Raw genomic sequence first — 13496 nt, 5'->3', positions numbered from 1 at the left:
GAGGAAAAGCGTGGCGGAACGGATCCGGTCGATCGTGATCGTGGGCGGCGGCACTGCCGGATGGATGACGGCGGCCGCGATGGCCCGCATTCTCGGCCCCGATTATGCGACGATCACATTGGTCGAGTCGGACGCGATCGGGACGGTCGGCGTCGGCGAGGCGACCATCCCCCAGATCGGCACCTTCAACCGCCTGCTGGGCATCGACGAGAATGAGTTTATCCGCCGGACCAAGGGCAGTTTCAAGCTGGGGATCGAGTTCGTCGACTGGGGCGGCCTCGGGCGCCGCTATTTCCACCCGTTTGGCAAATATGGGATCGATATGGAGGGCGTGTCCTTCCACGCCTATTGGCAGCGGCTGGCGCAGGAGCCGCAGTTCGCCAATGTCGACGCCTTTTCGCTGATGGCGAGCGCAGGGCGCGCCAATCGCTTCATGCCGCCGGTCGATGCTGGCAATTCGCCGCTGTCAGGCATCGCCTATGCCTATCATTTCGACGCGGGCCTCTATGCGCTGTATCTGCGCGAGTTGGCCGAGGGGATGGGGGTCAAGCGCATCGAGGGCAAGATCGTCGATGTCGAACGCGACGGCGAGAGCGGCCATGTCGCCGCGGTCGCGCTCGAATCGGGTGAGCGCGTGGCGGGCGAGCTGTTTATCGACTGCTCGGGCTTTGGCGGCCTGTTGATCGGCAAGACGCTCGGCGTCCCGTACGTCGACTGGTCGGCGCATTTGCCGTGCAACCGCGCGGTCGCCATGCCGTGCGCGTCGGTGCCGGGCGGCCTCACCCCCTTCACCCGCTCGACCGCGCGCAGTGCTGGGTGGCAATGGCGCATCCCGCTGCAGCACCGCACCGGCAACGGCATGGTCTATTGCAGCGACTATATCAGCGACGACGAGGCGGCGGCGACGTTGCTCGGGAATCTCGATGGGGAGGCGCTGGCCGATCCGCGCTTCATCCGCTTTACCACCGGGCATCGCGCGCGCTTCTGGGAAGGCAATTGCGTGTCGATCGGACTGTCGGCGGGGTTCATGGAGCCGCTCGAATCGACCAGCATCTGGATGATCCAGACCGGCATCGCGCGGCTGCTGTCCAACTTCCCCGACTCGACCTTCGCCGAGGCCGAGCGCGCGCGCTACAACCGGTTGATGATCGAGGAGAGCGAGCTGATCCGCGACTTCCTGGTCCTGCATTATTGCGCCACCGACCGCACCGATTCGCCGTTCTGGAACCATTGCCGGACGATGCCGATCCCGGAGCGGCTGGCGGAGAAGATCCGCGTGTTCGAAAGCTCGGGCCGCTGCTTCCGCGAGCATGAAGAGCTGTTCAACGACACCAGCTGGTTCGCGGTGATGGTGGGTCAGGGCATGCGCTGGTCGCGCTACGATCCGGTCGCGGAGCTGCTGACGCTGGCCGAGACGCGCGACCGGCTCGCGCACATCGCGACCGCAGTCGCCAAGTCGGTCGATTATATGCCCGACCATGCCGAGTATATCCGGCAGAACTGCGCCGCCTGAACAAAAAAGGGGCGGGGGTTTCCCCCCGCCCCAGCCCCTTTTGTGGAAGGACCGTTCAGCCTTCCATTTCTTCCAGCTCGCGACCCGCCGTCTCCTTGATGAAGGCGCGGACCAGGAAGAAGCTGATTGCGGCGCAGACCGCGTAGAAGCTGTAAGTCACGGTCAGCCCCAGCCCGGTGGCCATGATCGGGAAAGTCTGGGCGATCAGATAGTTTGACCCCCATTGTGCGAAGCCGGCGACGGCGAGTGCCGATCCGCGGATCTGGTTGGGGAACATCTCACCCAGCATCACCCACATCACTGGGCCCCAGCTGACGTTGAAGAAGATGACATAGATGTTGGCGGCGATGACCGCGAGCATGCCCATCTGCGGCGACAGTACCAGCTGCCCGTCCGCATCGAGCGAGCCCTGGCTAAACGCGAACACCATCGTGAACAGCGTCGCGGCCATGCCGAGCGACCCGGCCATCAGCAGCGGCTTGCGCCCGATCTTGTCGACCAGCAGCACGGTGACGAAACATGCGAGGATCGACACGACGCCTGAACCGATGTTGATCAGCAGCGCGTCATTCTCGGTGAACCCGGCGAGCTGCCACAGCGTCGCGCCATAATAGAAGATCACGTTGATACCGACGAGCTGCTGGAACACCGCCAGCAACAGGCCCGCCCAGACGATGCCGCGCACCCCGCCCTTGGTCGGGTCGATCAGGTCGGAGAGGCGCGGGCGGTGATCGGCGGAGAAGCTGTTGCGGATTTCGACCAGCTTGGTCGCGGCTGTGTCGGCGCCGAACAGGCTGGTCAGCACCTGCATCGCCTCTTCGTCGCGGCCCTTCGACACCAGATAACGCGGGCTTTCCGGAATGAAGAGCAGCGCCACCAGGAACACCGCTGCGGGTGCCGCCTGCATCAGGTACATCCAGCGCCATGCTTCCAGACCAAGCCAGAAGCCGCTGGTCGAGCTGCCCGCGCTCTGCGCCAGATAGTAATTGACCACGAACGCGGCGGTCAGGCCGGTGATGATCATGATCTGCTGCACCGTCGTCATGCGCCCGCGAATGTTCGCAGGTGCGACTTCGGAGATATAGGCGGGGGACAGCACGCTTGCCGCGCCCACCGCCATGCCGCCCATGATGCGCGCGATGACAAACACTGGCTGCGACGGCGCAAAGCCCTGAATCAACGCGCCGATCAGGAAGAGGACTGCCGACAGCATCATCACATTGCGGCGACCGATCATGTCGGCGAGCCGCCCGGCCAGAAATGCGCCGATGGTGCAGCCGATCAGCAGCGAGCCCACCGTAAAGCCCAGCCCGGCGTCATCGAGCCCATAAGCGGACTTGAGTCCCGCTTGCGTGCCGTTCACCGCCCCGCTGTCATAGCCGAACAACAGGCCGCCGATGGTGGCCACCGCCACGATCGCGGTGATCAGGCCCATATTGGCCTGCGCCGCTGTGGTCTTTGTCAAAGCGCTTCTCCCTCTCCTGACGCGCGGTGGGTCCGCGCTTATGTTAGCGCTAACTAAGCGCTAAAACGCATCGCGCGCAAGATGCCGCGACGCGCCGGGTTTCGGGAAATGCTGCGCGGAATCGCGCGGCGGTTCAACCGTGCCAGTCGAACCAGTCGCCATAGGGGTGGCAGGTGGCAAGCACGCGCCGCGCCCCATCGGGCCAGCAGGTCAGCGCCAGCTCGACGCGCTCGCGCCCCGGCGTCCATTCGAGGCTGAGCCACGCCAGCGGGCGGGCATCGGTCGCACGGGCACCCGCAGCATGGATCGCTTTGATCACAGCGGCCCGGGCCGCGCCACCCAGATACTGGATCACCATCGAATGAAACACCACGCGGCACACGCCCTCGGCCTGCGGCTCGGCGAGCTGCTCGGGCAGCCACAGCGTTGCATCGGCGCGGGTCAGTGCCGGCGGGTGCGCGCGCGCCAGCCGCAGCGCGGCCTTGAGCCGCTCGATCCGTCGCGGCTGATCGGCCCACACGAACGATAACAGTCGCTCGCGTGCGCGCCGGTCATTGGCGTCGAGCGGGTTGAGATCGACCCCGCGCGCCTGGATGACGTCGATCGGCGCGACCACCGGGATCATCCCGCGCCATTCCGGCGCGATCCGCACTGGCGCGTCTGGATCGCCCGCGACCACCTCGCCCAGCTCATAGCGATAGCGGGCAAGGTTGAGGTTGAGCCCGCAGCTCGACCCGAGCTCCAGCAGGTCGACCGGCATGTCGATGCGCGCGCGAAGTGCCATCAGCGCTGCTGCGAATCCTGCGGCGCGCGCGACTTCGTTGGTCTGGGTCGGCGCGTGCATCCAGCGCACGATGAAGCCGTCATGCGTGGCAAGCGCCGCACCGATCGCGCGGTCGAAATCGTCATGCTCGCGTTGATAGAGCGCGGTCAGGTCGGCGACATCGCCGCGCCGCGCCAGCGCATGCAGAGCCGCGTTGAACCGCATCGCCAGCGCAGCCGCCGACGGATCATCGGGCCAGCCCTCGATCAGCGCTGCAGTCAGTGGCGCACGGTGCAGCTGACGGTCCCCCGCCTCCAGCACCGAAGCGACGAACTCCGACCCGAGCGCGCGGATGACCCGAGACTGGCGGCGCAGCTCCCCCTGCGAACCGACGCGCGTCATCATGTTCATGCGACTTCCCCCAACCGCGCGGACGCGGCTTTACTCAATACAGAAGACGGGCCGCGGACGTCGCCACGGCCCGCTTCGATCACGCCGCGTCCCACACATCGGCACCCATCGTCTGGGCGAGACGATTGTGCATCGCATGGACCGGGCTGCGCCCGCCGTCCGCGCCGACGGTGAACTGTCCGGCCTGATCGGCGAGATGGGTCACCTCGTTCGCCAGCTCGCGCGCTGCGTTCGAGCTTTGCTCGACCATCGCACTCGTCTGGCGGGTGGTCTGGTCCATCATGCCGATCGCCGAACTCACTTCGGTAATCGCGAACGACTGGGCGTGGTTGTCCTGCGCGATCTTGTCGAGCAGCGAATGGACCTCGTTCACATCGGTCGAGATGTCGACCAGTGCGCTGTCGACCTTCTGCACCATCTGGACCGCGGCGACGATGTCGGTCTGCGTTGCGGTGAGCTGGTCACGCGCACGCCCGGCTTCTTCCTCAGCGCGCATCGCGAGCGCGGAGACGAGATCGGCGACGACGGCAAAGCCCCGGCCCGCTTCGCCCGCACGGCCCGCCTCGACCGCCGCGTTCATGGCAAGGACGCGCGTCTGGAACGCGATCTTGTCGAGTCCTTCGATCACGCTGTCGATGCCCTTGGCGCTTTCGGCGACCCGGCCCATCGCGCCTACCGCACTTTCGGCAACGGCGCGGCCATTGGCGACAGTGCCGATTGCGCCGTTCGCCCGCTCGACCGTCTGGCCTGCCGCCGCAGCGGTGGTCTTGAGCCGCTGGTCCATCTGGACGATCGCGGCGGACGTTTCCTCAAGGCTCGCGGCATTCGCCTCGGTCCGGCGCGCCAGATCCTCGGATGCTTCGGCGATCCGGCCCGATCCGGAATGGATCGACGTGGTCGCTTCCATCACCGATGCGATCAGGCCGCGCAGGCTGGCAACGGCAGCGTTGAAATTGGCCTTCACCGCCGCATAGTCGGCCGGGAAATCGGCGTCGATCGTGGCGGTCAGATTGCCGCCAGCGAGATCAGACAGCTGCGCCGAGACGATCTCGACCACCATCTTCTGCTCCGCCTCGGCCTTTGCCGCTGCGGCATCGGTCGCCTGCTTGGCGATCGCGGCGTCGCGGAAGACGAGCACGGCGCGCGCCATGTCGCCCAGTTCGTCGGAACGGTCGGTGCCGTCGACATCGACGTCGTTGCGACCGGATGCGAGCGTGCTCATCGTCCCGGTCAGCGCCGAGATCGGCGTCGCGATCGCGCGGCTGAGCAGCCAGGCAAGCGCAATGGCAAGTGTAATCAGAGCAATGCCGCCGACGATCAGCACCGTCGTTGCGGTGTCCATCGCCGATTCCTGCGTTGCCGACCCCTTCTCGATCGCCGCCATTTCGGCGTCGCGCACGTCGCGCAGCGGCAGCACCGCAGCGCTGACCAGCACCGCCTTGCCCGCTCCCTGGACTTCGGCCTGAGCGCCGGCAAGATCGCCGCCATCGACGCGCTTGATCAGGCGGTCGCCCCATTTGGCGCGCCAGTCGAGCGTTTCCTTGCGCGAGGTCTGAACCGCTTCGATCAGCTTGGGATCGGTCAGCTCGGCCTCAAGCTCCGCCGAGGCCTTGTCATAGTCGACCCGCCCTTCCTCATAGGATTTGAGGTAGGTCTTGTCGCCGGTGACGAGATAGCCGCGCATCTGGCTGTTCTGCCGCAGCAACGCGGTTTCGAGCGCCAGCGCCTTGGCGTAGCGGCTCTGCGCTGCGGTGTTGGCGTCGGTGACCGACCGGATCATCGAGATGTTCGAGAAGAACACCGCCATCATCACCGCTGCCGACGCACAGATGATCAGGAAGGACAGGCCCAGCTTTCGTGGGATTTTCAGCGATTTCAGCATATTCATATGACCATCCGAACTCCGCGGAACCCAAGGGGGTCGGCACGCGCGCGGCGCACCGACCCCAACCCATTAGAAGTCGAAGCGCAGCGATGTGGACACGGTGCGACCGTTGATCGCGCGACCCCAGCCCACACCATCGGCCGGAACGGCATTCTGCGCGATGTCGTAGAAGCCGATCGTGTCGAACAGGTTGTTGACGTTCAGCATCAGCTGGACCCGATCGATCGGACGATACTGAAGGAACGCATTGACCACCGTGAAGCCCGGCATCTTCAGCCCATTGGTATCCTGGGCATAGCTGCTGGTGGTTCCCACGACGTTGAACCCGACCGTCGCCAGTTCGGAATCATATTGCGGGGTCAGCTGGAAGATGAAGTCGGGCTGGTGACGCGGCGTATTGCCGTTGACCGTCGGAACCCGGCTGTCCGAGCGGATCTCCGCGCTGGTGTAGGTCAGGCCGCCCGTGACACTGAACGGACCGGTGCGATAGCTTGCCTCGACCTCGGCGCCATAGGCCCGATATTCGCGCAGGATTTCAAGGCCGGTACCGCCCTGAATGTTGCGATCGGTCGTGTCGGCGAGGAAGCCGGTGATGTTGAGCGTGGCATTCGCCGCGCGATATTTGAAGCCGCCTTCCAGCTGGGTGACGGTGTCATAGGCTGCACCCGGCTCGACCAGGCTGCCATCGACCGAACTGACCGACGGGGTGAACAGGATCTTGTCGGCGCCAGCGCGGGCACCCTTGCTGTAGCGGGCGAAGACCGCGAGCGGCTCGGAAATGCGCCAGTTGATGCCGGTCGAATAGCTCACATAGTCATAGTCGTAATTGACCGGGGCCGGCCGCGACAGCGGCAGCGCACCGGTGCGCGCTTCGGCGGCGGAAATCACACCATCATTGTTAAAGTCAAAGGGGTTGGTGCCGACACGGCCGCCGCCCAGATCGCTGCCGAACAGGCGCCCGCGCACCTTGCCGATGTCATAGCGCACGCTGCCGCCGATCGCGACCGGACCGACATGGAAGTTAAGCGAGCCATAGGGTGCCGTGACATTGTAATCGACGTCAAAGGCGCGACGATATTGTCCCGGGATCCCGCCGACGTTGAGGTCGAACGCGACATAGCCGTCCTGGGTGATCGGCGTGCCCGACGCGTCGCGCGCGTTCAGCAGCGACGACTGACCACCGCCCAGCGCATCCTGATAGGTGTTGGTGTAGAGCCAGGTCGTGTCGATCGTCTGGAGCGACTTGTACACGCCCGCAGTCGTGGTCAGCTTGCCACCGCCGACATTCCACACGCGGGTCGCGCGCAGGTCGTTGCTGACATTGTCGAGCGAGTTGGCGTTGACCCGGATCAGCAGCATGTTACCGACGATGCCGTTGCCGTTGAGGTTGGCCGGGTTGGCGATCACCTGACCGGCATTGGGGCCATTGGCATAGCTGAGCGTGCCGCCAGCGCCACCTGCGGTAGCGGGAAGCGCCGCGCCCGAGAACAGCGAGAAGATCTGGTTGCGCAGCGTGCTGCCCGAGATTGCCGAGTAGCGGAACCGTTCGGTAATCGTCCAGCCGGCCAGGTCGAACTGCGACTCCAGGCCGATCGACTTGACCTTGGCGTGCATGCCCTCGCTGGTGCTGTAGGCGGTGGGGTTGTTGTTGCTATCACGCGTCACCAGGCTGGTGATGTTGCTCGACAACATCGAATCGCGCCGCACGTCGAAATTGGCGAACGACGAATATTCGGGGTTATCGTTGGTGCCGGTGATCTTGACCGGAACGGTCACATATTGCGGCGAACGGTCGTCGAGCCACTTGCCGTGCAGACGTACATAGCCGCCCGCGAAGTCCTTGGTGACGTTGAACTTGAGCTGGCCGCCCTTGTACGCGGTGAAGCCGACGTCGCGCGGACCTTCGCCGACACGATAGAAGCCACCGATGTGCATGCGCAGCGTGTCGCTGAGCTTCATGCCATAATCGAAGTCGAGGCGATTGGAATCATAGCCGATGCCGGTGGTGAACGCGATCGAGCCGCCCTCGGTGTCGCCGGTCTTCGAGATCAGGTTGATCACGCCGCCGGGCGAATTGGACACGAAGGTCGATGCCGAACCGCCGCGAATGGCCTCGATCTGCCCGACGTTGAAATCGTAGCGGATGAAGATGTCCGAAGCGACGTTGAAGATGTCGCTGAATTCGAGGACGGGCAGGCCGTCTTCCTGGATCTGCATGTACTTCGACCCGCCCGATGCGAGCGGAAGGCCGCGGATCGTGTAGTTGGAATTGCCCTCGCCGGTCGAGCTTTCGGTGCGCACGCCGGGAATGTTGCGCAGCACTTCCGCCAGGCTGCGCGCGCCAAGCTTCTCGATCTCTCCCGCCTTGAGCACGCTGGTCGAGGTCGCGCTGTCGAGCGGGTCGCGGCCCTTGGCGACGCCGGTCGTGAAGACCTCGCGCTCCGCTTCCTTGGTCGCAGCCGGCTCGGCGGCGGTCGGCGCGGTGCCTGCCTCGACGGCCATGTTCTTTGCCGCGGCGGCCGGGGCGATCAGTGCCAGCGGTGCCGCTGCAAAGAGAAGAAGATGCTTGTTCATGCGTAACTTGCCCACCCTTGAAGACGTTACCCGGATCGCGTCCGGGCTTTTTCCATGCGCGCGCACCGCCGCACGAATGCGGTGGGGCGTCGCAGCTATGATAGGAGGCAGCAGCGGGGTCGGGCGGCGGCGCGCAAGAATCTTTGCAGACGCGCCGGTGCGGTGCGGGCGAACAAGATGGTGAATGTCCGAGTCAATCGCGGCGCGGAACTGTCTTCAGGCGAGTCGCGAAACCGCGAGTCGCGGGTTTTTGTTCGGCAGACCTTCGCGACTTAACAATTGTTTGCGCCGCTCATACGCACGAATGCCCCGCGCGCAGGGCGCACGGGGCTTATCGACAGACTTTCGGGAGCGGCGTCAGGCGGTTGCGCCGACCTCAGCCTCGTTCCAGCGCAGCGCCTTGAGCACCGTATCGACGATATGCGGCGCGTTGAGCCCCGCTTCGTCATATTGCAGCTCGGGCTTGTCCTGATCCTGGAAGCGATCGGGCAGGCGCATCGTGCGCAGCTTGAGCCCCGCATCGATTAGCCCCTCGTCGCTCGCCATCGTCAGCACATGCGCGCCGAGGCCGCCGACCGCATTCTCCTCGATCGTCACCGCCACTTCATGCGTGGTGAGCAGGCGGCGGATCATTGCCTCGTCCAGCGGCTTGGCAAAGCGCAGGTCGGCGACCGTGGTCGACAGGCCCTTCGCCTCAAGCGCTTCGGCGGCCTTGAGCGCTTCGGCAAGGCGGGTGCCGAGCGACAGGATCGCGACCTTCTTGCCCTCACGCACGATCCGGCCCTTGCCGATCTCCAGCACCTGCGGCTCGGCGGGCATCTCGACGCCGACGCCATTGCCGCGCGGGTAGCGCAGCGCGATCGGCCCCGAATCATGTTCGACGGCGGTACGCGTCATATGCGCCAGCTCCGCCTCATCGGCGGGGGCCATCACCACGAAATTGGGCAACGAGGCGAGATAGGTGACGTCGAAGCTGCCGGCATGGGTGCAGCCATCGGCGCCGACCAGCCCCGCGCGGTCGATCGCGAACCGCACCGGCAGGTTCTGAATCGCGACGTCATGGACGACCTGATCATAAGCGCGCTGGAGGAAGGTCGAATAGATTGCGCAGAATGGCCGCATGCCCTGTGCCGCGAGACCCGCGGCAAAGGTTACGGCATGCTGTTCGGCGATGCCGACGTCGAAGCTGCGCTCGGGATGCGCCTTGGCGAACTTGTCCACCCCAGTGCCACCGGGCATCGCCGCGGTGATCGCGCAGATGCGCGGATCGGTCTCGGCGAGCTTTGCCAGCGTTTCACCGAACACATTCTGATAGGCGGGCGGTCCCGGGGGAGCCTTGGCCTGGGTGCCGGTGATCACATCGAATTTCTGGACACCGTGATACTTGTCCGCCGCCGCCTCGGCCGGGCCATAGCCCTTGCCCTTCTGCGTCACGACATGGATCAGGACCGGCCCTTCCTTGGCGTCGCGAACATTCTCGAGCACCGGGATCAGATGGTCGAGGTTATGACCGTCGATCGGGCCGACATAATAAAAGCCCAGTTCTTCGAACAGGGTGCCGCCGGTCGCCATGCCGCGGGCATATTCCTCGGCCTTCGATGCAGCGCTGGTCAGGCGGCGCGAAATCTTGTCGGTGATCTTCTTGGCGAGGTTGCGCAGCCCGAGATATTCGGAGCTGGATACGACGCGGGCGAGATAGGCCGACAGCCCGCCCACCGGCGGCGCGATCGACATGTCATTGTCGTTGAGGATGACGATCAGGCGATTGCCGGCCTGTTCGGCGTTGTTCATCGCCTCATAGGCCATGCCCGCGCTCATCGCGCCGTCGCCGATCACCGCGATGCCCTTGCCCGGCGTCCCCGCCAGCTTGTTCGCCATGGCAAAGCCGAGCGCGGCAGAGATCGAGGTCGAGCTGTGCGCCGCGCCGAACGGGTCATATTCGCTTTCGGCGCGCTTGGTGAAGCCCGACAGGCCGCCGCCCATGCGCAACGTGCGGATGCGGTCGCGGCGCCCGGTCAGGATCTTGTGCGGGTAGCATTGGTGGCCGACGTCCCACACCAGCCGGTCGTCGGGTGTGTTGAATACGTAGTGAATCGCGACCGTCAGTTCGACTACGCCGAGGCCAGAGCCGAGATGGCCGCCGGTGGTGCCGACCGCACTGATCGTTTCGGCGCGCAGTTCGTCGGCGAGCTGGCGCAATTGCGCGGGCTTCAGCTTGCGAAGGTCATGCGGGGTATCGACCGTGTCGAGCAGCGGCGTCGTGGGAAGTTCAGACATTCGACCGCATTTACTCCAGCGCGTTGAACCTGTCCAACGCCTGACACCGCTGCCCATGAAAGGTCATGAGCAAAAGCTGAGCGTTGGGTGAAAAATGGCGGTGACGCAGCGTCAATCGCGGCCGAGTGCCTCAACCGCCGCCACCGCCGCGTCGAAACGCGCATCCCAGTCGCCACGAATCGCGATCCAGCGCACCCCGGCCTCGTCGAGCACATCGCGGCACAGGCTTGCGAACCGCCCCCGACTCGCGTCGGTCCCATAGATGCGCGTGCCGTCGTCGATCCACGCGACATCCGGTTCGAGCAGCAGATAAAGATCGGCGCGCGGATGCTGCAGCAGTGCATCAGGTGCAGCACCGAGCATCATCCGCGCCCAGGCTGCCGTCATCAGCGCATCGGTATCGGCGAACAAATAGCGCGTCGCCCAGCGCTTCCACGCCGCGATCGTCGCGCTTTGCGCCGCGCCGATCAACGTCAGGTCCGCGCCATCCATCTCGACGCCATGAACCTCGGCCTGCGCACGCCCATATTCGGGCACCCAGACGCTGCCGAAATGCCGCGCCAGCCGCTCGGCCAGCACCGACTTGCCGGTGCTTTCAACGCCGTGCAGCACGACAGTGCGCGTATAGTGCGCGCGCACCGAGCCGGGCAGGAATGCGGCATGCGCCCAAGGGTCGGCGCGTACCGCGCTGCCCGACAGGCCGCCAATGCCGTCGGGATCGGCCGCCATGATCCGCCCGCCCAGCGGCACGAACAGCCCGCCAACCTCTTCGGCGAGGCGCTTGCCATAATCCTCACCCGCAAAGAGCAGGTCGATCGGATCGGGATGCGCCGCGCGCACGATTTTATGCCAGATCGGCCAGAAATCGGGGCTGTCGTCGGGCGACTGCGGCACCGGCGCGCCGTGGCCGACCACGTCGCAATCGGGGAGCAGTTCGCGCATCCATGCCAGCCGCACTTCGCCGGGAATTGGGTCGTCGGGCAGCCAGCACACCAGCACGGTCAGCCGATCGACCATCGCCCGCGCCGCGCGCGCCAGCGTCAGATGCCCGGCATGCGGCGGCATGAACTTGCCGAGCAGAAAGCCGCGCGTCACCGCGCCACATCCAGCTTCGCGCGCCAGGCGAACAGCCCCCACACCGCCATGCCGAGGAAGATCGCGTAGAGGATTGCCGTCGGATACAGCCCGCGGCTCCAGAACAGTCCGACCGCGACGATATCAACCGCGATCCACAACAGCCAGCTTTCGACGCGGCGCTGTGATTGCAGGATCTGCGCGGCGACGCTCATCCCCGCCACCGCCGCATCGGCATAGGGCGCGGCGGCGTCAGTGAAGCGCGCCATCGCCGCGCCCCATGCGATGCTCGCCAGCGCGGTGCCGACGATCCAGCCGACGCGAGCGGGATAGGTCAGCCGGCCCACCGCGATGCCATCATCCACCCGCTCGCTGCGGCTCCAGTTCCACCAGCCATAGAGCTGGATGACCACGAAGAAGATCTGGAGCAGCGCGTCGCTGTACAGCTTCGCGTCCGCAAACACGAAGAAGTAGAGCGCGACCATCGCGATGCCGAACGGGTAATTCCACAGGCTGCGCCGCGCCACCAGCGCGACATTGATCAGCCCCAGCGCCGCTGCGGCAAGCTCGACCGGGTTCAACTTGGTGGCTTCAGTCGCAGTCGGCGCACTTGCCGCGCACCTCGATCACCGGGCGCACGGGCGAGAAGCCCGCGCCCTTGGCCGCCGAACGGACGGTGCGGGTGATCGTATCATCATCGAGGTGCGTGGTGTTGCCGCACGAATCGCACACCAGAAAGATGCAGTCGTGCAGGCAGTCGGGGTGCGCGTTGGCGACATAGGCATTGGCGCTTTCGACCCGGCGCGCGAGGTTCGACGTCACGAACAGGTCGAGGATGCGATAGACGCTGTTCGCCGCGACGCGCCGCCCTTCCCGCTTCGACACCGCCTCGGCAATGTCATAGGCGGAGGCGGGTTTGTCGAACCCGGCCAGCACCTCGAAAATCGATGCGCGCATCGTCGTCCATTGCTCGCCCGCCTTTTCCAGAGTGGCCTGGGCGGCGACGGTCAGGTCGGAGCCATGATGTTCGTGATGATCGTGCGCGTGCATGGGGGAAATGTAGGCGCGCAGGGAGCGCCGGGCAAGCGTGTGCTCAGTAAGTAGCGCGGCGGTTGAGGTCGTGGCCGAGCGCGAGGATCGCAACGCCGACCACCGTCCAGACGATCTCCGGCCCGCCATGCTCCAGAGTCAGCGCGCCCGCCATGATGCCAAGGCCGAATGCACCGACCGCGGCCGGCATCATATAGCCATGCTTCATGATGCCACGGCCCAGCGCGACGATCCCGAACAGGATCGCGGCGACCAGCCCGACTTCATGGATCAGCGGGTGCATCAGCGACCCCGCCGCCGACGCAAGCGCCAGCAGCACGGTCGTCGCCAGGCAATGCGCCAGACACAGGCTCGACAGCCCGATCGCGAAGCGATCGAAGCGCGTGTCGATCTGTTCCCAGAATCGGGGGGCGATAGCCGGCTGCATGGCCCAGCATATAGATCGCCGCCAGAAAAGTTACAACATCACATGCACCGGGGGACA

Annotated in this window: 10 protein-coding genes; 1 reads left to right on the top strand and 9 read right to left on the bottom strand. The window is 65.4% G+C overall.

Annotated features, from left to right (window positions below):
- The first annotated feature begins 10 nt into the window (after positions 1-10).
- Positions 11-1513 carry a tryptophan halogenase family protein gene (locus tag VGN66_RS09735; protein ID WP_327518630.1) on the top strand — a complete coding sequence of 501 codons (1503 nt, stop codon included), beginning with the start codon at positions 11-13 and terminating at the stop codon, positions 1511-1513.
- Positions 1514-1568: 55 nt separating this feature from the next.
- On the opposite strand, the gene VGN66_RS09730 is transcribed toward VGN66_RS09735, so the two are convergent.
- The 9 genes from VGN66_RS09730 to VGN66_RS09690 form a co-directional block, all read right to left on the bottom strand.
- The gene (locus VGN66_RS09730) at positions 1569-2978 is read right to left on the bottom strand and encodes a sugar porter family MFS transporter (RefSeq protein ID WP_327518629.1); all 1410 of its coding nucleotides are present in this window, start codon (positions 2976-2978) and stop codon (positions 1569-1571) included.
- A 133-nt stretch (positions 2979-3111) separates the two neighbouring features.
- A complete protein-coding gene (locus tag VGN66_RS09725; protein WP_327518628.1) occupies positions 3112-4152 on the bottom strand; it encodes a DUF2332 domain-containing protein in 1041 nt (346 codons plus the stop codon).
- A 79-nt stretch (positions 4153-4231) separates the two neighbouring features.
- Complete coding sequence (locus VGN66_RS09720; protein ID WP_414713211.1) at positions 4232-6034, bottom strand: methyl-accepting chemotaxis protein; 1803 nt, start codon at positions 6032-6034, stop codon at positions 4232-4234.
- Positions 6035-6106: 72 nt separating this feature from the next.
- The gene (locus VGN66_RS09715; protein ID WP_327518626.1) at positions 6107-8611 is read right to left on the bottom strand and encodes a TonB-dependent receptor domain-containing protein; all 2505 of its coding nucleotides are present in this window, start codon (positions 8609-8611) and stop codon (positions 6107-6109) included.
- Positions 8612-8968: 357 nt separating this feature from the next.
- Positions 8969-10888, bottom strand: coding sequence for a 1-deoxy-D-xylulose-5-phosphate synthase (gene dxs, locus VGN66_RS09710; protein WP_327518625.1), 1920 nt, complete (start codon positions 10886-10888; stop codon positions 8969-8971).
- Positions 10889-10999: 111 nt separating this feature from the next.
- Entirely contained in the window at positions 11000-11983 is a 984-nt protein-coding gene (locus VGN66_RS09705) for an AAA family ATPase (RefSeq protein WP_327518624.1), read from the bottom strand.
- Positions 11980-12543, bottom strand: coding sequence for a nicotinamide riboside transporter PnuC (gene pnuC / locus VGN66_RS09700; RefSeq protein WP_327518623.1), 564 nt, complete (start codon positions 12541-12543; stop codon positions 11980-11982). Before pnuC ends, VGN66_RS09705 begins: the two co-directional genes overlap by 4 nt.
- Before the next feature lie 10 nt (positions 12544-12553).
- Complete coding sequence (locus tag VGN66_RS09695; protein WP_224923337.1) at positions 12554-13012, bottom strand: Fur family transcriptional regulator; 459 nt, start codon at positions 13010-13012, stop codon at positions 12554-12556.
- Positions 13013-13055: 43 nt separating this feature from the next.
- On the bottom strand, positions 13056-13439 hold the full coding sequence (locus VGN66_RS09690; protein WP_327518622.1) for a MerC domain-containing protein: 384 nt from the start codon (positions 13437-13439) through the stop codon (positions 13056-13058).
- Positions 13440-13496: the final 57 nt, after the last annotated feature.

It is taken from the genome of Sphingomonas sp. (assembly GCF_035998645.1).
Classification (GTDB): domain Bacteria; phylum Pseudomonadota; class Alphaproteobacteria; order Sphingomonadales; family Sphingomonadaceae; genus Sphingomonas.
The sequence above is the reverse complement of the archived record's forward strand: the minus strand, read 5'-3'. Positions and strand labels throughout refer to the sequence as shown.